The organism is Kitasatospora sp. NEAU-69 (assembly GCF_057158765.1).
This window is the reverse complement of the sequence record NZ_JBWXUE010000016.1, coordinates 1-21,658: the sequence shown is the minus strand read 5'-3', so window position 1 is coordinate 21,658 and position 21,658 is coordinate 1. Positions and strand designations below refer to the sequence as shown.

Below are 21,658 nucleotides of genomic sequence, written 5' to 3'. Positions count from 1 at the left end.
GGGGTGTTGCGAGGGTGGGCGCAGGGGTGGGCACGGGGCGCGGGCACGGGGCGCGGGGAGGGGCCCAGGAGACGCAAAGGCCGGTGGCCCGGCCCCAGGAGGGACCGGACCACCGGCTAGTCACTCAGAGTGACTCAGGGCGCCTCAGGCCGCGGTGCGGCTGTGGCGACCACGGCGGCGCATCATGAAGACCGCTCCGCCACCGACGAGCACCAGCGCACCGGCGATGCCCGCGATCAGCGGGGCGGAGCTGCCGCCACCGGTGAAGGCCAGGCTGGAGCCGCCCGTGGTACCGGTCGAACCGGTGGTACCCGTGCCGGCGGTGGTGCTGGCGCTCGCGCTCGCGCTCGGCGTGCCACTGGCGCTCACCGAGGCACTCGCGGACGGGCTGGCCGAACGGCTCGGGGTGCTGCCGGCCGGGGTGCCGCTCGGCGAGGTGGCCGGCTTGCTCGGGGTGGTGCTGGCAACCGGGCTGGGCGCCGGGCCGGTCGGGGCGACCTGGCAGTTCAGCGTGCCGGTGAAGTGCTGGACCTTGTTGTCCAGGCCGGTCACCGCGATGTCGTAGGAGTTGCCCTGCGGCACGCTCACCGAGACCTGCTGGCTGCCGCCCGCCTTCACGGTCACCGTCTGGCTGGGCTGACCGGTCGGGGTCAGCGTGAAGGTGAAGTCCTGGTCACCGTTGTTGGTGGCCGTGACGACGACCTGGCTCTTCGCGCAGTCCACCTTGGCCGAGAAGGCCGGGGCCGGACCGTTCGGCGTCCAGGTGGCGGCCGCGGTGGCGGTGACGCTGTCGGTCTGGGTGCCGGCCAGGATCAGCGTCTGGTGCTTCTGCTCGCTGGTGCTGACGAACGCCCGGCCGACCTGGATCGGCGCCGAGGTCGAGGCCGTGATGGTCGCGGCGCCCGCGTTCGCACCGGCCGGGGCCTTGACGAAGAGCTGCTCGTTGTTCGTGGCGGCGGCGGTGAGCTTGCCGTCCGAACCGGAGAGCACGTTGCCGGACTTGTCCGCCAGGACGACGCCGGCGGCAGCCGAGGTCGCGTCGAGGCCGGCGCTGACGGAGGTACCCGTGGTGCTGACGGTGATCGGGCCGAGCAGCGCACCGCTCTTACCGGCGACCGCGGTGGGCGCCAGGGCCAGCGAGGGAGCCGGCTCCTGCGTGTCGTTGGCGTGCTTGGCGGCCTCGGTGATCAGATCCTGGGCCAGGGTGTTGGCCGTCTTGTCCGTCGGAGTCGCCGTCACGTTGTCCGAGAAGTGCCAGATGGCCGCCTGGGTGGCCGCGGCCGCCTGGTTCTCGTCGAGCTGCCCGACGTTGGCCCACTTGGCACCCAGCGCGTCCGCGCTGACCTGCGGGTAGGAGTTCTGCAGGATCCAGTTGATGCTCTGCGCGAACTTGTTCTGCTGGAGCGAGGTCTGCGACCAGTCCGCCTCGCGGTACGGCACGCCCTTGTAGGTCGGGTCGTAGAGGTCGATGCAGTAGGTGAGGAGCTTGGCGCCGTTGGAGGTCGTGAGCTCGATCAGGCCGCCACCGACCGGGTGGGCGTCATCGTTGATCATGATGTCGCCGCCGACGTTCACACCATTGCCGCTGAGCGTCGCGGTCGCACCCGAACCACCGGTGCCACCGTCAGCTGCGGCCGCACCCGCCATGGCGATCCCGCCACCGACTGCCAAGCTCGACGTGAGCATGACAGCGGCTATGCGGGAGACGACCCGCCCTTGCTTGTTGAACATAGATGACCCCTCCGGGCTAAGCCGCGTGCATGACGGCCCGCCGCGCATTGCCGCGCCCCCTGAGGCGCTGCCGCACTTGCCTGAACCAGACGCATCATATTGAGCGCAACCTGGCGAAAAACCTCTGCGCCCCCGAATGCCACTTCCGTATCAGAATCGTTATCAAGCCGACGGCCTGCCCTCGGAGCTGACGGCTCGACAGATTTTTCGTCACTTTATCGACTCTCTGACCCTCCATTGCCTGCGGCAGCGCGAGAAGTGTCGTCGAATGCTCAACGAATGCTCAAGTCGCGCCGCACTTGAACGCAGAAACAACACCAATTCCGATCGCACCCCACCCATCCCATCGGGCCAAGGCTCAGACCGCCGAGAGAACCTGACGCCCCGTCCGCCAGGCCACCCCGGCGGGCCCCGCGACCGTCCGACCATCGGTCACCACCACCCGCCCGCCGGGTCCACCCGGTCCGCCGGCCGCCCAGACCACCCGAGCCGGTGTCGCCTCCGGTTCACCACTCTCCTTCACCACTCTCCCTTGGCCCACGCCCACAGCTCAGCGGATCGAGCAGGTGCCCCCCAAGCACTTGGCGCAGCCCCGAGCCCCGCCCAGGCTCACCCACTCTCCCTCTCCCCTACTCACCCTCGACGCCCACCAACTCCGCCTCGACCACCTCCCCTTCCCCCTGCCCCGACTCCCGCTCCCGCCCTCCAGCTCCAGCAGCCCGCGCACCCCGAGCGGGTCTCACCGCCGCGACGCCCTCCCCCGCGCCACCGGCCGCCCGCCGCCGACTCCGAGCACCCGCCGCCCCCGAAGTCCTTTCACTCCCACCAGCCCCGCCAGTAGCCGCGGACCCCTCTCCGCCCATCACCAACTCGCCTGCCGGCAAGGCCTCCTGGACTCCTCCGCCGGCCCCGCCACCGACCTTCCCAACCGCCACCGCCGCCGCGGCATCACTGGCCCGCTTCGCCCGAACCGCCTCCACAATCCACTCCGGCACCGCCTCACCGACCGGCTGCACCACCTCACGCGCCGCCGGTTCAGCCCCGAACCATCCGTCACCACGCGCCTCGCCCCCGGTCGGCCAATCACCCCCCGAACCCATCGGCCCGGCCGGCCGCCCCACCGCCTCACCCACGGCCACCTCACCCACCGGCGCCGCACCCGTCCGCCCGCGCACCGCCCAGCGGAACGCCGACGTCCCCCGCGCGAGGTCGTGCCCCACCGTCCGAGCGTCGATCTCGACCACGGACCTCCGCTTGCCGCCGTCCTCCCACTCACGAACCCTCAGCCGCCCACAGACCACCACCGGCTCCCCCTTGCTCAACGAACTCACCACGTTCGCCGCGAGCCAGCGCCAGGCCACCACGTTGACCCAGTTGGTCTCGCCATCGACCCAGTCGCCCCGCGCCCGGTCGTAGCGCCGCTCGGTGGCCGCAAGCCGGAACTTCGCGGTCGGGACTCCGTTCGGCGTCTGGCCGTAGCTGACCGTCGACGCAACATTCCCGATCATCGTCACCAGCGTCTCGTTCATGGCATACCCTCCGCATCACATCTGCGACCTACCGAATCGACCGGTCACAGATGATGATTCCGGCATTCCGAATCCGACACGAGAAGAGAAAGGAATTCTGTGGATAACCCAACCCCTGTGGAAAACTTTGCAAGCCTATGATGTTGCAATTCACCCGACCCCCCACGCGAAACATTCTGCGTCCATGACAACAACCCGCCCACACCCCTTCGCCCCACCCCTGAACGAGTGGCATCAGGTGCGTTCTGTCCACGTCATCCGACCGGAGGAACCAAAATCCCCCCCGGCTCCGCCCCTGCTCAACCGTCACGTTCCCTGCACACCCCGCAACCAGCAAGCCAAGTCCATAACGGGTGAGGAGACAGCGCCGTAACGACTGCACAACGTCCGGCGGCAACAGACCCCGGAACGCTGCACCGCGAGCATGCACCTGCGATTATCAGACCGCTCTCGCGAGGCCGACACACCCGCTCCTCCACCAGAAAGCCAAGCAAGACCGCAACGCCCCCTTATCCTGTCCCCGGCAGGGCAAGGACCTCATCAACCCCCACCCCGCCCCAAGGGATGAGCCACCGGACGTACCAACGCCCCACTCACCCCGGGCCCACGCCCAAACCCCGCCCCCGTAGCTCAGCGGATAGAGCAGGTGCCTTCTAAGCACTTGGCCGCAGGTTCGAGTCCTGCCGGGGGCACACAGAACATGGCTGGTCGTTGGATCTGCCACAGTCACAGCGATCGTGGTCGTGATCGCCGAGGCCGACCGCCGGCCGGTCGGACCCGCTCGCCGGGCTCGACCAGCCGACCCGGTCCGCCAACCCCAGGAGCCCACCGGCCACAGCCCGGGCGATCGTGACCTGGAGCTCCACCTCACGCCGCTTCCGGTTGAAGCACAGCTCGCGCTGAAGCTCCTCCGGTACCTCGGCCAGGCGAGTGCGGAGCCGGGGATGGCGTCGAGCAGGCTCGCGTCCTGCGGCTCAGCACCAGCGTCCCGCTCCACCTGAAGGCCCTTGAGCTCTTTGCGCAGCAGTTGGGCAGCCTGCTCGAGCTCCCTGAAGCTGGTCCGGTCCGAGGGCCCGCAAGGCGAAGAACGTGTGGACCAGGTCGGTCAGCGCCGTGCCGCTCACCCAGGCCGCGTTCGGGTGCGCCTCGTACCAGGGCCCCTTGAGATGGACCTGCTTCTTGGGCTGGCACACGTAGTACTCCGAGCCCTTACGGAACTTCCCGAACATCCGCCGCCCGCAGAAGCCGCACCACACGTAGGAGCGCAGTAGGTAGCTGCACCCGGTGGCCGGGTGCGAGCTCTGCTCCACGCCACTGCGTGTGCCGGGCACGGAACGGCGGCGTCGAACATCTCCCGGGTGACCAGCGGCTCGTGGGTCGGCTGCGGGGACCAGGCCCACTCGCTGGGCGGGTTGTTCTTCCCACCCCTCTTACGGGCTCGGCGGTTCCACACTTGGTAGCCGATGTACTTCGGGTTCTCCAGGATTCCGCGCACCGTCGAGGGGTCCATCGCCCGGCCGTGGCATCCGGCCGGTTCGCCACCGGCGGCGGGTACGACACGCCGTCCGCACCCAGCTGCGCCGCGATCGCCGCGTAGCTCAGCCGGCTCAACACCCGCAGCCGGACGATCTCCGTGACCGCCTTCACCGCCTCCCCCCGTCGGCCCTCATCCGGTGACCGCGGAGGTAGGCTCCGCAGCCATGACACCAGTTCACCTGGCCGGCTCCCGTCTGGCGCTGCGCGAAGTCGAACTCGAGGACGCTGACGCCCTCTTGGCGATCTACGGCGACCCCGAAGCCACCCGGCACCTCAGCTTCGAACCTCGCACGCCCGAGCAGGTCCAGCTGATCGTGGACCGCTCCATCGCGTCGGCGAAGGACGACCCGAGGAGCGAGTTCTGCCTCGCCGTCACCAAGCTCGACCAACACGAACTGATCGGCTACGCCCGCCTGGCGACCGAGCCCCAGCAGGCGGCCACCATCGGCTTCGCCCTGCACCCGGCAGTGTGGGGCAAGGGGTTCGGCACGGAGACAGTCAGGCTGCTGTGCGGGCTGGGCTTCGGGGTCCTCGGCCTGCACCGGATCTGGGCCGCGCGGTCACCGCTCAACGAGGCTTCAGCGCGCACGCTGCTTCGGGTCGGCATGACGGAGGACGGGCGGATCCGCGACCACGTCTTCGTCAACGGCGCCTGGCGGGACTCGATCACGTACTCGATCCTGGAGCAGGAGTGGTCAGCGAGCAGGGCCTAGGCGAGTAGCGGCCCAGTGCGCTCGTTCCATCGTGCTTGTTCAGGACAGGGTGGGGCTCCTGCGCTCGACGAGTACGACGTCGCGCCACTTCCCATAGTGGCGCCGTTCGAGCTAGCGCAGGCCAGGCCCTCGGGCCCGATGACAGAGAGCCCGTAGTCCTCGTGGTGCACGCGGCGACCGCCGACGCTGACGTGCCCGAAGAACCGCTCGCACGAACGCTCTCGTGGAGTCCTCCGCTATGCGGCCTTGGTCTCATGACAGGCCCTGGCTTGCGTCTTGCTGATGATCCGTTCGAACTCCGCGGGCGGTAGGCCCACCAGCCTCACTGAGCCGGCGTCGGGTGTTGTAGAAGCCGGTAGTACCGACAGCTGCTATTCCGGGCACGTCTACGGACCGTCCCCGTCGGGCGGCGGCTCATATTCCACCGGAATCTACGTCGTGGTCGAGGAAACTACACCAGCGAGATCGCCAATCCCTACGGGAATGACTGACCCACCAGCGAGATACGGGCTGATCCCGCATCCCGCTAGACCCATTCCTGCTTCCCGAGGCAGGCCCTGAAAGTACGTTGATGCCAGCGCTTCGGATGCAGGCTCTGATCGGTGACACGCAGCGCAATATTCCCCGATGCGACGTGACCGCATGCTGATTGCAGCTACCGGCACGGCGATCAGCAGCGGATCGCCTGGTCCGTTGGCCCAACATGGCAGGACCTCTCTGAGGAATCGTCAACACCCGTGCGAGACTTGGCCCATGTCTGCCACCCCACACCCCCGCCTGGTAGCTCTCGTCACATCGCTGGCAGCCGCCGCCACGCTTGCCGGCTGCAGCTCATCGGCCTCGGCGGGTGCGGGTTCACAAGCCGGCTTCGTCGCAGGAAAGGGCGGCTTTGATACGGTTTCGCCAGCTTCCCGGCAGTCAGCCCCTGGGATCGCTGGAACCGACCTGGAGGGCAAGCAGCTCGCACTCCCGGACTACCAGGGAAAGATCGTCGTGATCAATATCTGGGGCTCCTGGTGCTCTGGTTGCCGGGCGGAGGCAAGCGGCCTCGAACGGGTCTATCAAGAGTACAAAGGACAAGACGTAGAGTTCCTGGGAATCAACACTCGCGACACCGATCGCACGAACGCCAAGCGGTTCGAGGACGTCAACGGCATCACGTACCCGAGCCTTTATGACCCCGATGGCGTGCAGCTCCTGAAATTCCCCAAAGGGATCTTCGACCCTCAGTTTCTGCCTGACACATTGATAGTTGATCGTCGGGGTCGGCTTGCAGCCCGGGCAATGCACGCTGTGAGCGCCGACGACCTTGCTTCGGCGCTCGACCCGATCGTTGCGGAGAAATGACCCCAGTCTCCCGGAAATTGCTTGGTATCCGACTGGCATGCACCGCCGCCCAGCAGGGCCGCGCTCCGTCCACCAGCAGGGACGCCACTGCGTCCCGCGACCCCCGGGCGGGGGCTGCGGGACGCAGTGATGGTGTCCCGGGCGTTCGGGTCAGTGGCCGGCGATGGCGGGGTTGGTGCCGCTTGCCATGCCCTCAGTGGTGTTGAGCAGGCCGCCGTTCGAAGCGCGGAGGTAGAGCGCGTTGTTGTTCGCCTCGAAGGCCACCAGGTAGCTGCCGTCGGACTGCGCGACCATCGCCGGGCTGGTGCCGGCCATCATGCCCTCGCCGGTGTCGATCAGGGTTCCGGAGGAGTCACGGGTGAACAGGTCACCGGTGTTGGCCTGGAACGCGGCCTGGAAGCTTCCGTCGGCCTGAACGGCGATCGCCGGGTTGGTGCCGCGCATCATTCCCTCGCCGGTGTCCACGAGCGCGCCATTGGAGGCACGGGTGAACAGGCCCGTGGTGTTCGCCTCGAACGCCACCTCGTAGCCGCCCGAGGGCACCGACGCGATCGCCGGGCTCGTGCCCGCCATCATCCCCTCACCCGTGTCCACGAGACCGCTGGCGGTGTCACGGGTGAACAGGTTGTGCGTGTTCGCCTGGAACGCCACCTCGAACGTCCCGTCCGGCTTCGCCGAGATCGCCGGACTCGAAGCATGGTCCATCGCCTCACCCGTGTTCACCAGCACACCCGACGAACTCAGCACATACAGCACACCCGTGTTCGCCTGGAACGCCAACTCGTAACCACCCGAAGGCAACCCAACGACCGCCGGGCTCGTGCCCGCCATCATCCCCTCACCCGTGTCCGTCAACCCACCCGACGAGCTACGCGTGAACAGATCGTTGGTGTTCGCCTCGAACGCCACCAGGTAACTACCGTCCGACAGCCCCGCGATCGCCGGACTCGTCCCCGCCCTCATCCCCTCACCCGTGTCTGTCAGCGCACCCGAGGAATCCCGCGTGAACAGATCCGTCGTACTCGTCTGGAACGCCACCTGCGACGTCGGAGCCGGCGGAGGAGTCGGGGTCGGAGTGGGCGTGGGGGTCGGCGTCGGGTCGGGGTAGGGGTTGGCGTGGTCGGCGCCGAGGCCGACCAATGGGCCGCAGTGCGGCCAGGCGTTCTGGCCCTGGGAGGCGAGGACCTTCTCACCGATCAGGATCTGCTGCTTCTCGGTGGCGAGGTCGGCGCGCGGAGCGTAGGCGGCCCCGCCGTAGCCGATCCACGTGCTTGCGTTGAACTGCAGGCCCCCGTAGTAGGAGTTACCCGTGTTGATGCTCCAGTCGCCGCCGCTCTCGCAGGCGGCGACCTTCTCCCAGGTGCTGACGGATGCGCCGTGCGCGGTTCCAGCGGACAGCAGCGGAACGCTCACGGCGGCGGCAGTGGCGAGGAACGCGGCGAGCGTCTTCTTCTTGCTGTTCTCGGGCATGGGTCAGTCCTTCGGGCAGGTGCCGGCGGCAGAGGTTCCGTCGCGAGCGCGACGGGGAGAGGCGGGGTGGGTGGCCTGGGGCGGTGTCACCAGGCCGGTGAGCGGTCATGGCTGAGAGACGGTCCGTCCACGCCCCGGCCGTGAGGCGGGGACGCGGACGGACCGCAGTGCTGCGAGTGCTCGATCAGTGGCCGGCGATGGCGGGGTTGGTGCCGCTTGCCATGCCCTCGGTGGTGTTGAGGAGTCCGCCGTTCGAAGCGCGGAGGTAGAGCGCGTTGTTGTTCGCTTCGAAGGCCACCAGGTAGCTGCCGTCGGACTGCGCGACCATCGCCGGGCTGGTGCCGGCCATCATGCCCTCGCCGGTGTCGATCAGGGTTCCGGAGGAGTCACGGGTGAACAGGTCACCGGTGTTGGCCTGGAACGCGGCCTGGAAGCTGCCGTCGGCCTGAACGGCGATGGCCGGGTTGGTGCCGCGCATCATTCCCTCACCGGTGTCCACCAGTGCGCCATTGGAGGCACGGGTGAACAGGCCGGTGGTGTTCGCCTCGAACGCCACCTCGTATCCACCCGAGGGCACCGACGCGATCGCCGGGCTGGTGCCCGCCATCATCCCCTCACCCGTGTCCACGAGACCGCTGGCGGTGTCGCGGGTGAACAGGTTGTGCGTGTTCGCCTGGAACGCCACCTCGAACGTCCCATCCGGCTTCGCCGAGATCGCCGGACTCGAAGCATGGTCCATCGCCTCACCCGTGTTCACCAGCACACCCGACGAACTCAGCACATACAGCACACCCGTGTTCGCCTGGAACGCCAACTCGTAACCACCCGAAGGCAACCCAACGACCGCCGGGCTCGTGCCCGCCATCATCCCCTCACCCGTATCCGTCAACGCACCCGACGAACTACGCGTGAACAGGTCGTTGGTGTTCGCCTCGAACGCCACCAGATAACTACCGTCCGACAACCCCGCGACCGCCGGGCTGGTGCCCGCCCTCATCCCCTCACCCGTGTCCGTCAACGCACCCGAGGAATCCCGCGTGAACAGATCCGTCGTACTCGTCTGGAACGCCACCTGCGACGTCGGAGCCGGCGGAGGAGTCGGGGTCGGCGCCGGGTCGTCCACGATGTTGTTGTACCGGAGCGCGATGTAAGCACTGTTGGAGTGGCTGTCGAACTTGGCGGCGTTGATCGAGACGTTCTGCATGTGCTTCACCGGCGTCGAGCCGAACGAGTAGTAGGAGAAGGTGCTATGAGCCGCGTCATCCCACTTCTCGAAGAGGATCACATGGTCGTCGGTGTCGTCCAGGATGTCACCGGGCTCCAGGTCGCTCCGCGATATCGAGTGCGTGTAGGAGGAGTCGGCAAGAGTATGGGTGTCGGGGTCGGCCCCAAGGTGCCAGGCCATCGAGACGTAGCCGGAGCAGTCGGTCCGGTAGTTCCTGCCCTGCTGATCGGGGTAGGCGCCACCCTGGTCGTAGCTGATGGGCAGCCCCAGCCAGGACTGGGCCCGAGCGATCACCTCCGAGCGGGTGATCTGACCACCGACCACCGAGCTGCCGGCCGCGTAGGCGGCAGGCTGGGCGATGACCGCAGTGCTGACTGCGCCGCCCAGGACGATGGAGGCGGCAAGCGCGATACGGGTGATCTTGGTTAGGCGAGCGGACATGGCAGAACTCCTCGGGAAGGCGGGGAAGCCGGAAGGCGGGCGGGCGGAACGGAGGCCGGTACGCCGGCCAGGCAAGGGGGGTGAGCGTCACTCAGCCGGCCGACCGGCCCGGCACGCTCCCCTGCGGCGTGCCGAGCCATCGACCCGTGCCGTCCCCCTGCGCTCGCTCAGCCGACCGGTCCGGCGCGAGTGGGGAGCGGCATGCCGTCGCTGTGCTCCTCGTTGAGGATGTCAGGGCGTCGCCCGGCCGTGTTGGCGCTGCGTCGACGGTTCCTTGGCGTTGCGTCTACTCGCACGCGCACCCGGACAGTGCCTGATGCCGGTGCTCGCTGGGCGAGAGGCCGTACACGGACCGGAAGGCGCGGCTGAAGTCGGAGGCGCGGGAGATGCCCCAGCGGGCGCCGACATCGTGGATCGACATCGTGCCCAGCGCGGGGTTCGCCAAGTCGCAGCGTGCCTTCGCCAGCCGCTGGCGGCGGATCCAGGCGGCGACCGTCTCGCCTTGCGACTGCTCACTGAAGAGGCGGTGCAGATAGCTGACGGAGATGTGGTGTGCGGTGGCGATCGCCGATGGAGACAACTCGGGGTCGTGAAGGTTCCGTCGGACGAACGCCCGGACGTTCTCGACCACGGTCCGCCGCCGGGAGTCCTCCGGCACTGCGGCCTCGGCGTCCAGCTCCCGAGCCACCCAGGCGGTCACCAGGTCGACCAGGACCGTTCCGAGACGGGGCGCCTCGGCAGCTCCCGGGACGGCGGCCTGTCGGTCCAGGCCGACGAGGAAGTCCGAGAGCAGCGCAGGGACACCCTCCTGCCCGGAGAACCCCCGGCCCAGCAGGTCGCGCAGTCGGTGTGGCGGCAGAGGCAGCAACGACTCGGGGAAGTCGACGCCCACTGCTTCGACCCGGAGGTCCTCCCGGCCGGTGGCGCGAGCGCCGAAGGCCCGCAGGTCGAACGGCTGCGAGCTGTGGATCATATGCAGGTCACCTGGCCCGAACGTCGTTGTCGGACCGGCGCCGCGCGTCAGCGCCATGCCTCCGTCGAGCAACAGCGTCAGGTTGTACACGCCCGGATCGGACCGCCGCGCCATGGCCGCGGTCCGCTGGAACCGCGCTGCCGGGAACGACGTCCTGAGGAGGCTCACCGGGCCCAGTTCCAGGCGCCGCATCTCCGCCTTGAAGTCGTCCGCGTGGGCACTGGTCACCTCGCTGGCCCGCGTCTGTCCGATCAGTTCCCGCCAGTAGTCGAACTCCTCGCTCCCGGAGGCACCCTCACTCCCGGACACGCCCCCCGTTGTCACTGCCATTTCCGCTCCCCCTTCAGGTTCTTCCCTCGTCGCGGCAAGCCCCCCCGGCCGAGTTCGACGAGTCCTGTGACAACTCACCCGAGCGGAAGGGTGCCGATTGCAAGGTGGCTGCCGGGAACCGGTCCCGACTGACGCCCACTCAAACTCCCGCTCCGCTGTGGGTATCCGCGATGCTGCCGAGCTTCAGCGGCACCAATGTCGGGTCCGGCCAAGGCAGGCTGTGATGCCCCATGATTATGTGACATCACCACCAGGTCGGCAGTGCCTGGTCAGCGGGTGATGGGTGGCCGGCTTGATACGCGGTTCAGCCTCGCAGTCCCGTGCTGACCAGCAGGCCCACGAACGCTGCGTTGCGCGTCTCGGTCCGCCCGACCCACCCCGGCTCCGCCAATCGGAGTCGTAGATTGAACACGTTCAATTAGTCTGACAAGCTAACTCCCGGCTGGTCCAGCACGTGGCCATACGTTGCAGCTCTGACATCCGGGGGGAGCGCATGGAACCGGGACGCGGGTTCTCGGCGGCGGCCGACAAGGATGCGCCGCAGGCAGGTTCCGGAGAGCGCCGTTGGACGCATCAGACCGGCCGGCGAGGTCGGCGGGTCACCATGGTGCTGGGGTGTCTACTCCTTGGGTGCACCGCGTGTGCGGGTGCCGGGGGCCAGGCCGCCGTGATCGGGCAGGCCGATCTGGTGGGCGACTGGGGCAACGCAGCCGGCGCCCGGCTGCACCTGGCGGAGGGGCACAGTGCGGCCGTGAGTGGCCTCAACCATGCCGTGCCCGACACCACGTGCTCTGTGGACGTGCCGGACGCCGCATGGCAGTTCTTGGTGCAGGACGGCGCGCCGGGCAGCTACACCGCCTCCGATTCGGCGACCAAGGGTGATTGGTTCACGCTGGCGCTGAACACGACCGCTGCCGGCACCGCCGAGGGGTGTGACGTCAGCGTGGCGGTGCAGCGCGATGACTGGGGCTTCAACCTCTTTCTCGTCATGGACCCCGACCAGACCTGCACCTCTGGGGAGCTCCTACGCAAGGCAGCGGCGCGACCCCGATGAGATCGATCAGCGGACGGTCACCCGCCGCTGTCCTCGCCCGAACCCTCGGCATCGACATCACCGTCGCCGTGAAGTGGCAGCGAGCTGCCGCCGGAGGCTGGGGCGCCCACGCCGCCCAGGTCGGCCAGGTCGGCCAGGTCGCCCGGGTCAGCCAGCGCAATGCACCGCACCAACCGATCCACGATCCAGGAGCCACACCATGAGATTGGACAACCACCGGGTCGTCATCACGGCCGCCGGCCGGGACTTCGGGCGAACCCTGGCCATCCGCCTCGCGGACCTCGGCGCAGAGGTCTTCCTCTCGGCACGCGAACTCGCGGCCGCTCAACGAGTCCGCGACGAGATTCGCGACCGCGGCCACCAGCGGGTGCACGCCTTTGCCTGCGACCTGACCGACCCCGCTTCAATCCGCGACTTCGCCTCCAGCGTGGCGGAACACACGGACCGCATCGACGTGCTCATCAACAACGGCTCCCGCTGGCTCCAAGGATCGGACCTGCTGTCCGCAACCGACGCCGACGTGGTCGACACCATCGCCTCCGGCGCCACCGGCACAGTCCTGACGACGAAGAGCTTCCTGCCTCTCCTGCTCAACTCGGACAAGCCCGATGTGGTGACGATGGTCTCCACCTGCGGAACACCGGGTCACCACCGATCGGGCGCCCACGACGCCTTCTACGCAGCCAAGAGCGCCCAGGCAGGGTTCACCGAGATCCTCTCCAAGCGCCTGCGGCCGCAAGGAGTCCGGGTGATATCTCTCTACCCGCCCGACTTCGACAACGCCGACCCGCTCTCCGAAGAGTGGGAAACCACCCCACGCGGTTCCAAGGACACCCTTACCGCTCACTCGCTCGTGGAGTGCATCCTCTTCGCAGTCGCCCAGCCCCGTGACTGCTTCATCAAGTCCTTCCACTTCGAACAGGTCTGAGCGATCCGCTCCATGAGCGGCGGCTGATGCCCGGTCCGCAGAACGCGCCACAGCTCCGGACCGGGCAGGTATTCCGACCGGGCGATCCGAATTCCCAACTCCGGAGCCACCCGCAGGCCAGTGTCGGCTGAGCCCGAGTTCGGCCGATCGCGGCTCGGCCTGGCGTGCCCGGAGGTCCTCGGCGAGCAGTTGCTGTCCGTCCGGGCCCCGTAGCAGGGCTTTCCTTCACGGCCCGGGTGGACACAAGGTGCCAGGCCACCCAGTGCCACCGTGCGGTGCTTCCGGGCGCCGCACGCCGCGGCCAGACTCTTGTTCAGCAGCCGGGAAGCAGAACGGGGACCGGCGAAGTCCGGCTCCGGGACCAGGATCTGGCCCAGGACCGAAGCCCACCACGACCATGCCGAACGGGGATACCGCCATGCCTTCCTGCGCCCGCACCCGTACCCGCACCGCCCTGCGTATCGCGACGCTCGCCCTAGCGCTCGGGGCCGCCGTGACCGGGGCCGCAGGCGCGGCCACCGCGCAGGACCAGTCGGCGGCGGCCCCGAACAACACGGTCACCGGCGTCCAGGACACCAGCACGCCCCAGAGCCTGCCGTGCCCGGCGTGCTGGTGAGCTGACGGGAATCGAGTTCCGCCGCTACGCCGAACCCCCGCCCGCCCGACACCGCCGAAGTACTGATCTGACAGCTCGCTCTCTCCACAGCCCGTCAGGCCATCGGACCATCAACTCTTCCGCACTGGAGAATCCCATGCGCTCGCTCCGTACCCGTGCCACCCGCCTCACCGCCACGCTCAGCTGCGCGGCACTAGGGGCCCTCGGGCTGTGCACACTCAACGCTTCCGGCGCCTCGGCGACCACGCTGAATCAGGCGATCGCCACGAAGGCCACCTCCTACATCGGGGCTGACCACACCATGGGCCCGTGGAGCGAGCTTTGGTGCGCCGACTTCGTCCAGCGGGTCTGGAACCAGGAGGGGGTCGCGACTCAGAGCTGGATGACGAGCTACGTCCCGGACTGGACCAGTACGTCCAACTACCACCCCAACAACGGAAGTTATACTCCGCAACCGGGTGACGCGGTGGTCTACGGGTCCAGCCAGTACCCCACCGGCAGCCACATCGCCATCGTCACCAACTACGCCAACGGTCTGCTGTCCGACGTAGGTGGCGACGAGGGCGGCAGCGGCAGCCCGTACTGGGCCAGTAGCCATGTGTACGCCGACGAGAACAACGGCGGCTACCCGTTCGACCCGACCAAGCACCTCTTCCCCGGCCAGTCCTACGACATGTGGGTGATCGGCTACGTTTCCGTGCCCGGCGCCCCGGCTCCCGTCTCCCATTCGACCAACCAGAGCTCGCAGATCGCGGCGATCGGCAACGACGGCAACATCTACCACGAAGTCCGCAACGCCGACGGCAGTTGGAGTGGCTTCCAGCCGGTCTTGGGCTATGGCAGCGCGTCGACCTTCAGCGCGAGCTCGGTCTCCGTCGCGGGCATGCCCGGCGGCTCCGCCCAGTTCGTCGCGGTGGGCAACGACGGGAACGTCTACCACAACATCCGTTACGCGAACGGAACTTGGCAGGGCTGGGGGCCGCTCGCCCTGGCCGCGAAGCAGGTCTCGATCGCCGCGATGCCGGATGGATCGGCGCAGGTCCTGGCGATGGCACCGGACGGGACGCTGTACCACAACATCCGCTTCACCCCCTCGGGCAGCTGGCAGGGCTGGCAGGCTCTGACCGGCGTCAACGGTGCCGCCACCTTCCAGGCCGGCTCGGCCGCGATCACGGGCCTGCCAGACGGTTCGTCCCAGTTCGTCGCGGTGGGCAACGACGGGAACGTCTACCACAACATCCGTCACGCGGACGGCACCTGGCAGGGCTGGAACTCGCTCGGCTTCAGCGCGTCCTCGGTGGCCGCCGCCGGCATGCCCGCAGGCGGCTCCGCCCAGTTCGTCGCGGTGGGCAACGACGGGAACGTTTACCACAACATCCGTTACCCGGACGGCACCTGGCGGGGCTGGAACTCGCTCGGCCTCTCCGCCTCCAAGGTCTCCATCGCCGCCATCGCGGATGGCAGCGCCCAGGTGCTCGCCGAAGCACCCGACGGCACCGTCTACCACAACATCCGCTTCACTCCCTCGGGCAGCTGGCAGGGCTGGAGGGCTCTGGCCGGCGCCAACGGTGCCGCCACCTTCCAGGCCGGCGCCGTCGCGATCGGCGGCTTTCCCTACTGATCGCCCATCACCCGGAAACCTGCTGCGGCCGCGTCAACCCTCGACGCGGCCGCAGCACGTGGTGCCGCACCGAGCCACCGGCGTCGCCGGATGCCCGACCGGGTGTCGGCTCGCTGATCAGATCGCGGCGGCGGTGTCGTCGGCCTGCGAGGGCACGGGACGCAGGACCATGAGCGAGTCTTCCAGGGCCGCCACCATGGCAAAGGGAAACCGGTCGAGTTCGAGGCAGAGTGCAACGTCATCGGGATGCACTCCCTGGCGCACGCCCTCCGCGAGCTCGGCAGCGGCGCGCGAATTGGCCGCGCGGCGAAGGAACTCGGCAGCGTCCGCCCCATCGTCGACGGCTCTGCGAGCGATGTACTGAGCGCACGCCAGGTCTTCGTCGGCCTGTCCGTCTTCCCCGGTGACGACGAACGTGACGCTGTCGCCCTTGCGTGTCCGCAGGAGCCGGGCGGTTGCCTCCGCCACCACGAAGCCGGCACACAGCACCAACGAGGCGTCCTTGACGGCGAGGGCGCCGACCGTTCCTGCGGTGGTCTTCTGCACCACGGTGCGTCCGCGAAGGTCGGCGGACCGCAGCAGGCCCGGCGAGTTGACCATGTCGAACCCAGGCGCGGGCGGACCGTCCTTGAGTGCCGCCCACTCCGGGTGGCGGGCCTTGAGCGCCAGAGCTTCGTCCAGCGACTCGGAAAGAACGATCTTTTCCGCCCCTTGGGAGAAGGCCCAGGCGGCCACCGTGAAGGCACGCATGACGTCGACCACGACCGCCACGGACGGGGGCTCGACCAGCTCAGCGATACCAACGAAACGAGCGTCCATACCGATCATGCTGACGCAGTCTACTCAGGCCGCCGGTGGACGAAGTCGCGGTCGGCCGGGTCGCCATCCTGGAAGGCGGACGGATTGCCGCCCGGAATGGCCTTTCCGAAGCCGCCCCAACTCTTTGTAACCGAGGTTTCGAGAGCACCATAGTTCGCCATCGAACAGATGAGACAGAAGGTGGACGCCCTTGCCCATCCCCAGCTGCATGCGCATGGCCACATTTCGACGTTTGAGTACCCCAGGAGCCCACCCAGCACCACCCCAAACGCTCTCCATGCCCTCCACTCCCCCACTGCACCGAGTCACCCGAGCAGCTCCGATGGCCTCACCAGCCAAAACCGGTCCACACCGCCCCACGATCAGACCTGCCCGGATCCAGCCATTTGTCATGAACCCACTGTCCGGTGGATCTCCTGCCCCGTAGGGTAATCCGAGCAACCGTTCCAGAGCGGTCATTTTTGTTCGAGAAGGATACCGGGATTCCAAGGACGGCCATGCCGCAATATGCACCGGAGTGCCCGCATTGAGCCTGTCCGACGTCCTCATTTTCGTCGTCTCCATGGCCGGCACCGCCATCGGGCTGTGGCTGGTGCAGCACTTCGTCCCGCATCCGCGCCGGGAAACCCACAACGATGTCGCCGGATTCATCTTCGCGGGCGTCGGGGTTCTCTATGCCGTCCTGCTGGCTTTTGTCGTCATCGCCGTCTGGGGCAATGTCGATGCGGCCCGGAAGACCACCTTCAGGGAAGCCGACGCCCTGGCCGGGGTGTACTGGGTGTCCCGCTCGATGCCGTTACCGCTTGGCGCGGAGATCGAGAAGAACACCCTCGCGTACGCCCACACCGTCCGGGACACCGAGTGGCCACTGATGGCCGATCACGGGAACAGCCCGGCGGCCACTCAACTCGTCTACCAGATCCGGAACGAGGTGTTCTCCTACCAGCCGACCACTCCCGCCCAGCAGGTCCTCTTCGATCACGCGGTCAGCCACGTCGAGGACCTGGCCTCGGCGCGACGCGAACGGCTGAACGAGGAAGGCAACTTGGTGCCGTCGATCATGTGGGTGGCGCTGATCACCGGCGCGGTGCTGATGATCGGCTTCACCTTCCTGTTCGGGCTGTCCAACACCGTGGCCCACGCGCTGATGGTGTTGAGCATGGCGGCGCTGGTGGCGCTGTCGCTGATCCTGATCAAGGAGATGAACTTTCCCTTCGGCGGCGTCACGAAGGTCAAGCCGACGGCCCTGCAGGTCTTCCTGGAGCGGCTCCCCCCTCCCCGTTGAACTCATCCTCGCCCTCGCCCTCGCCCTCGCCCTCGCCCTCAAGGGCACCGTGTCGGCGGCGCGTGAGTTCCGACCCGATTTCGTCGGTTGCCGCGCGCCGCCGACACAGTCGAGTCAGCGGACCGGAAGCGAGGGCAGATGCACGGCGTCGAAGCTGCCGCCGACCAAGGTCGAGGCAGCATTGGCCACACCGTCGTGTGGCACTCCGAGGACGGGTGCGCTGGCCAGGCTGAGTCGATCGACCTGCTCCGCAGTCAGCTCCACGCTCAGAGCCTCGATGTAGGAGTCCAGGTGCTTCACCGACCGCGGGCCGATGATCGGCACGCGGGGGGCCGCTCCGGCCGGCTGCCGCCCGAGCAACCAGGCCACGGAGACCTGGGCCGGCGAAAGCCCGGTTTCCTCAGCGATCGCCAGTACCGTATCGACGGTCTCCGTCTTCTGCCGAGTGTCCTCCTTCTGCAGCACGCCACCGTTCCAGTCCTGCAGTCGCCCCGTCGCGCCCCGGCGGTACTTGCCGGTGAGCAGTCCGCCGCCCAGGGGCGACCACGTGCTGACGCCGAGTCCGAAGGCGTCGGCCATGGGCAGCAGGTCCCGCTCGGCGCTGCGCTCGACCAGCGAGTACTCGAACTGGAGCGCGGTGAGCGGGGCCCAACCGCGCAGCTCCGCCAGCGTGGCGGCGCGAGCGGCTTGCCAGGCGGGGAAGTTCGACAGGCCGACATAGAGCACCTTGCCGGCGCGGACCAGATCGTTGAGGCCGGCCATGATCTCATCGGTCGGGGTGAGCGGGTCGGGCCAGTGCACCCAGAGCAGATCGACGTAGCTCGTGCCGAGCCGCCTGAGGCTGCCCTCAAGGGCCTGGACCATGTTCTTGCGATTGTTTCCGGTCGTGGAAATCTTCACATCGCCCGTGCCCAGACCGTACTTGGTGGCGAGCACGAAGTGCTCGCGGTCGGCGGCGATGAACTTTGCGAGCATTCGCTCGGAATCACCGTCGCTGTAGACGTCGGCCGTGTCGATGAAAGTGCCGCCCGCCTCGGCGAACCGCTCGAACATCGCGCGGGATTCGGTCTCCTCGGCCCCTCCACCCCAGGCGGTTCCGAAGTTCGCGGTTCCGAGCGCGAACCGCGATACGCGAAGACCGCTGGCACGACCAAAGGTCGTATATCGCATGTGCCACTTCCCCTTCTCTGTCATCGCGCACAGCTGGCGGAACCGCAGGGTCAGGCCTTGTGCTGGAGGGTGTAGCGAACCGTCTGCAGCCGGATCTTGCCGTCGCGGAAGATCAGCGTGTCGATGCCGTCGTCCACCTTGGTCTTCTCGGCCTCGGCGGCCCACTCGAGGAGCAGGGCATCGCCGGCGTAGATCTCCGTCTTCACGGTCCAGTCCGCACTCGGCACGTCGGCGAGCAGGTTGGCGAACGCCTCCCTGACGCCGCTCTTGCCGTGCTTGGTGCCGGCCGGGGTGACGAAGACCGCGTCGTCGGAGTAGTCGGCGACGATCTCGTCCAGGTCGCCGGCGCCGAGCGCCTGGACGTGGTGGGCGAAAACCTCCTGGGGAGTCCTGCTCATGACAATTTCCTTTCCATGGGGTTGCCTTTTTGACTTAGAGCGTCCGCCAGTAGGTCCGGTGATCGCTCGCGCTGGTGCTCTGTTCCGTTGTCGGCAGGTGGTGTGCTCCGGTTTGCCGCTACGCTCGGTATCGGCAGTGGGACAGCGATAGAGGGCTTGGGGAACTGGGTTGGGTAAGCGCAACCAGGAGCGTCGGCGGGCCAAGAAGAAGCAGCGGGACGCGAGAGGGCGGAGCGGGGCGGGGCAAGGGGCGGCTTTCGGGTTCGCTTCCTGCGAGTGCGGTGATCCGTTCTGCCTGGGTAGTGGCGGGCCCGTTCCTCGGCCGGGTGGTGCGCGGACTGTCGCGGATCTCCTGGATGAGGCGATGGCACGGTTGTGTGCTGTGCCGGCTGGAGACGCCGGGCGTCGCGCAGCGGCGCTTGAGCGAGCCGCTGCGCTGTTCGCCCGGCGCGGTATCGGCCGTGCGGTGCTCCAGGTGGGTGGAGTGGTGGTGCACGATCTGTGGCACCGTGGCTGGCAGCCAATGGATGTGGTGCGTGTCGCACGCCGGGAGCTGGCCGTGCGGCACGCGCGGATCGCCGCCGATCTGGTCGCCGCGGAGCACCGCGAGTATCCGGCGAGGCGGTTGCCCAATCGCTGGGCCGAGCAGCTTGCGGAGGCATCGGCTACGGCGTGGTGGGGTGACGACGACGCCTACGTCGACGGTGCGGCCGCGCGGGAGAAGAGCGATCCGGTGGTGCTGGGACGGGCCGTCGTTGAACTGTTCGAACTGCTGAGCCGGCTTCCCGAGGTGCCGCGGCTGATGCCGGTGCCCTGTGAGACCGGCAGCGCTGGGATGGTCGAGGCCGGCGGGGTGGAGTCTTCGCTGCTGGGCAAGATTCGGGCACTGCTCGCGAAGGCCGAGTCGACCTCTTTCCCCGAGGAGGCGGAAGCGCTGACGGCCAAGGCGCAGCAGTTGATGTCCCAGCACAGCATCGACATGGCGCTGCTGGCGGTGGAGCGGGGTGAGCGGCAGACGCCGGGCGGGGTGCGGGTGGCGGTGGATGCCCCGTATGAGGAGCCGAAGGTGGTGCTGCTGCAGGCGGTGGCGGAGGCGAACCGCTGTCGCACGGTGTGGTCGAGGAACCTGGGGTTCTCCACGGTGGTCGGCTTCGCCTCCGATGTGGAGGCGGTCGAGTTGCTGTTCACCTCGCTGCTGGTCCAGGCCCAGGCGGCGCTGCAGGCGGCGGGCGCGCGCAAGCGTGGGGACGGTAGCTCGCGCACCCGGTCCTTCAGGCAGTCGTTCCTGGTGGCCTACGCCGCCAGGATCGAGGAGCGGCTCGGGCGGGTCGCCGAGCAGGCGGTGAAGGCGGCCGGAAAAGTCGGCCGGACGGCAGGGCTGCTGCCGGTGCTGGCCTCGCGGGCCGAAGCCGTGGACGACCAGGTGGACGAGCTGTTCGGCGAGCTGTCGTACAGTCACGGTTCGGCATACGCCAACGACCGCGAGGGGTGGGCCCACGGCACGGCCGCCGCCGACCGGGCCGAACTGCACACCAGGGCCGGCGCGCTGCGCTGAACCGCCCGGGCGCGGCGCTGTGACGTCCGCGTGTTCGGGGAGGGCTCGTGCCTGTCGTTCCTGCCTGCATCCTGGATCCGCTGCGCAAGGAGTTCCTCGCGCTGCTGCCGGAACACCGGGACGACCACCCGCTGGGCTGCCACAACCCGCGCATCCCCGACGCGCTGGTCTTCGACAGGCTCATCCTGGTCCTGGTGTCCGGCATGGGCTACGAGCGCGTGGCGGACCAGGCCTGCTCAGCCACCACGATCCGACGCCGCCGGGACCACTGGATCGCCCTGGGGATGGGCGAGGTCCTGCGCCTGGCGGCTCTGGCCGCTTACGACCGCATGGTCGGCTTGGAGCTGGAGCATCTGGCTGCCGACGGCTGCCAGACCAAGGCACCGTCCGGAGGCGAATGCGCCGGCAGGAGCCCGGTTGACCGTGCCAAACAAGGCGTCAAACGCTCGCAGTTGACCGAGGCCTACGGCATCCCGCTGGTCACTCACCCGGCCCCGGCCAACATCCGCGACCACACGCTCCTTCCGACGACCCTCGACCAGTACCGCGACCTTGGCAAGGAACTCGGCCCGCTGCCCGAGCACCCCAGCCTCAGCCTGGACGCCGGATACGACTACCGCATCGTCTACGAGGACCTGACAGAACGCCAGATCGCTCCGCGGATCGCCAAACGCGGCCAGCAGACCCCGATCCAGGCGGACGGCCGCTGGGTGGTGGAGAGAACGAACTCGTGGCTGAACAACTTCGGCAAGCTCCGCCGCTGCACCGAGCGCCGCCGGGCGTGCGTCGAGTTCTACATCGCCCTGGCTACGGCCATCGTCACCATCCGCAGCCTGATACGACGAGCATGGTTCACCCACCGCTGGGACACACGCCCCCACAGCCCCCGCATCCGATGACCTACTGGCGGACGCTCT

At 68.3% G+C, this 21,658-nt stretch carries 19 protein-coding genes, 1 tRNA gene and 1 pseudogene; 10 read left to right on the top strand and 11 right to left on the bottom strand.

Translation table 11 applies throughout. From position 1 onward, the window contains the following. Positions 1 to 144 precede the first annotated feature (144 nt). Both AC060L_RS19885 and AC060L_RS19880 read right to left on the bottom strand, forming a co-directional pair. Positions 145 to 1,686: a Cys-Gln thioester bond-forming surface protein gene (locus tag AC060L_RS19885; protein WP_483800154.1), complete on the bottom strand. Its 1,542-nt coding sequence runs from the start codon at positions 1,684 to 1,686 to the stop codon at positions 145 to 147. A gap of 674 nt (positions 1,687 to 2,360) precedes the next feature. After that, positions 2,361 to 3,260, bottom strand: coding sequence for a single-stranded DNA-binding protein (locus AC060L_RS19880; protein WP_483800153.1), 900 nt, complete (start codon positions 3,258 to 3,260; stop codon positions 2,361 to 2,363). Positions 3,261 to 3,879: 619 nt separating this feature from the next. Between AC060L_RS19880 and AC060L_RS19875 the strand changes: the two genes are divergently transcribed. Continuing rightward, a tRNA-Arg gene (locus AC060L_RS19875) sits at positions 3,880 to 3,952 on the top strand. A gap of 282 nt (positions 3,953 to 4,234) precedes the next feature. On the opposite strand, the gene AC060L_RS19870 is transcribed toward AC060L_RS19875, so the two are convergent. Then, entirely contained in the window at positions 4,235 to 4,570 is a 336-nt protein-coding gene (locus tag AC060L_RS19870; protein ID WP_483800152.1) for a recombinase zinc ribbon domain-containing protein, read from the bottom strand. A 38-nt stretch (positions 4,571 to 4,608) separates the two neighbouring features. After that, positions 4,609 to 4,770 (bottom strand): annotated as a pseudogene (locus AC060L_RS19865) (recombinase family protein); the annotation flags it as partial. A 190-nt stretch (positions 4,771 to 4,960) separates the two neighbouring features. Here AC060L_RS19865 and AC060L_RS19860 point away from each other — a divergent pair. Together AC060L_RS19860 and AC060L_RS19855 are read left to right on the top strand one after the other, a co-directional pair. Then, on the top strand, positions 4,961 to 5,509 hold the full coding sequence (locus AC060L_RS19860; RefSeq protein WP_483800151.1) for a GNAT family N-acetyltransferase: 549 nt from the start codon (positions 4,961 to 4,963) through the stop codon (positions 5,507 to 5,509). Positions 5,510 to 6,262: 753 nt separating this feature from the next. Beyond that, positions 6,263 to 6,856 (top strand): TlpA family protein disulfide reductase, encoded by a 594-nt coding sequence (locus AC060L_RS19855; RefSeq protein ID WP_483800150.1) that lies wholly within the window; start codon positions 6,263 to 6,265, stop codon positions 6,854 to 6,856. Positions 6,857 to 7,006: 150 nt separating this feature from the next. Here the strand turns inward: AC060L_RS19855 and AC060L_RS19850 are convergent, their stop codons facing one another. The 3 genes from AC060L_RS19850 to AC060L_RS19840 all read right to left on the bottom strand — a co-directional run bounded on the left by AC060L_RS19850 (position 7,007) and on the right by AC060L_RS19840 (position 11,295). Next, positions 7,007 to 8,326 carry a transglycosylase family protein gene (locus tag AC060L_RS19850; RefSeq protein WP_483800149.1) on the bottom strand — a complete coding sequence of 440 codons (1,320 nt, stop codon included), beginning with the start codon at positions 8,324 to 8,326 and terminating at the stop codon, positions 7,007 to 7,009. A 184-nt stretch (positions 8,327 to 8,510) separates the two neighbouring features. Continuing rightward, on the bottom strand, positions 8,511 to 9,992 hold the full coding sequence (locus AC060L_RS19845; protein ID WP_483800148.1) for an NlpC/P60 family protein: 1,482 nt from the start codon (positions 9,990 to 9,992) through the stop codon (positions 8,511 to 8,513). Positions 9,993 to 10,278: 286 nt separating this feature from the next. Then, complete coding sequence (locus AC060L_RS19840) at positions 10,279 to 11,295, bottom strand: helix-turn-helix domain-containing protein (protein ID WP_483800147.1); 1,017 nt, start codon at positions 11,293 to 11,295, stop codon at positions 10,279 to 10,281. Between the two features lie 667 nt (positions 11,296 to 11,962). Between AC060L_RS19840 and AC060L_RS19835 the strand changes: the two genes are divergently transcribed. Beyond that, entirely contained in the window at positions 11,963 to 12,349 is a 387-nt protein-coding gene (locus AC060L_RS19835) for a hypothetical protein (RefSeq protein ID WP_483800146.1), read from the top strand. A gap of 17 nt (positions 12,350 to 12,366) precedes the next feature. On the opposite strand, the gene AC060L_RS19830 is transcribed toward AC060L_RS19835, so the two are convergent. Continuing rightward, positions 12,367 to 12,519, bottom strand: a complete 153-nt coding sequence (locus AC060L_RS19830; RefSeq protein ID WP_483800145.1) for a hypothetical protein — start codon at positions 12,517 to 12,519, stop codon at positions 12,367 to 12,369. 29 nt (positions 12,520 to 12,548) lie between these two features. Between AC060L_RS19830 and AC060L_RS19825 the strand changes: the two genes are divergently transcribed. From AC060L_RS19825 to AC060L_RS19815, 3 genes are all read left to right on the top strand, one after another. After that, complete coding sequence (locus AC060L_RS19825) at positions 12,549 to 13,277, top strand: SDR family oxidoreductase (RefSeq protein WP_483800144.1); 729 nt, start codon at positions 12,549 to 12,551, stop codon at positions 13,275 to 13,277. A gap of 418 nt (positions 13,278 to 13,695) precedes the next feature. Then, positions 13,696 to 13,893 carry a hypothetical protein gene (locus AC060L_RS19820; RefSeq protein WP_483800143.1) on the top strand — a complete coding sequence of 66 codons (198 nt, stop codon included), beginning with the start codon at positions 13,696 to 13,698 and terminating at the stop codon, positions 13,891 to 13,893. 136 nt (positions 13,894 to 14,029) lie between these two features. Continuing rightward, the gene (locus AC060L_RS19815) at positions 14,030 to 15,514 is read left to right on the top strand and encodes a DUF8189 domain-containing protein (RefSeq protein ID WP_483800142.1); all 1,485 of its coding nucleotides are present in this window, start codon (positions 14,030 to 14,032) and stop codon (positions 15,512 to 15,514) included. Positions 15,515 to 15,631: 117 nt separating this feature from the next. Here AC060L_RS19815 and AC060L_RS19810 read toward each other — a convergent pair whose 3' ends face one another. Beyond that, a complete protein-coding gene (locus AC060L_RS19810; protein WP_483800298.1) occupies positions 15,632 to 16,333 on the bottom strand; it encodes a 2-phosphosulfolactate phosphatase in 702 nt (233 codons plus the stop codon). A gap of 526 nt (positions 16,334 to 16,859) precedes the next feature. Here AC060L_RS19810 and AC060L_RS19805 point away from each other — a divergent pair. Continuing rightward, a complete protein-coding gene (locus AC060L_RS19805; RefSeq protein WP_483800141.1) occupies positions 16,860 to 17,618 on the top strand; it encodes a bestrophin-like domain in 759 nt (252 codons plus the stop codon). A 114-nt stretch (positions 17,619 to 17,732) separates the two neighbouring features. On the opposite strand, the gene AC060L_RS19800 is transcribed toward AC060L_RS19805, so the two are convergent. Both AC060L_RS19800 and AC060L_RS19795 read right to left on the bottom strand, forming a co-directional pair. Next, entirely contained in the window at positions 17,733 to 18,788 is a 1,056-nt protein-coding gene (locus AC060L_RS19800; protein ID WP_483800140.1) for an aldo/keto reductase, read from the bottom strand. 50 nt (positions 18,789 to 18,838) lie between these two features. Then, positions 18,839 to 19,186, bottom strand: a complete 348-nt coding sequence (locus AC060L_RS19795; RefSeq protein ID WP_483800139.1) for a nuclear transport factor 2 family protein — start codon at positions 19,184 to 19,186, stop codon at positions 18,839 to 18,841. 523 nt (positions 19,187 to 19,709) lie between these two features. Here AC060L_RS19795 and AC060L_RS19790 point away from each other — a divergent pair. Both AC060L_RS19790 and AC060L_RS19785 read left to right on the top strand, forming a co-directional pair. After that, positions 19,710 to 20,741, top strand: coding sequence for a DUF2786 domain-containing protein (locus AC060L_RS19790; RefSeq protein ID WP_483799145.1), 1,032 nt, complete (start codon positions 19,710 to 19,712; stop codon positions 20,739 to 20,741). Positions 20,742 to 20,788: 47 nt separating this feature from the next. After that, positions 20,789 to 21,640, top strand: coding sequence for an IS5 family transposase (locus AC060L_RS19785; RefSeq protein WP_483799146.1), 852 nt, complete (start codon positions 20,789 to 20,791; stop codon positions 21,638 to 21,640). Positions 21,641 to 21,658 lie beyond the last annotated feature (18 nt).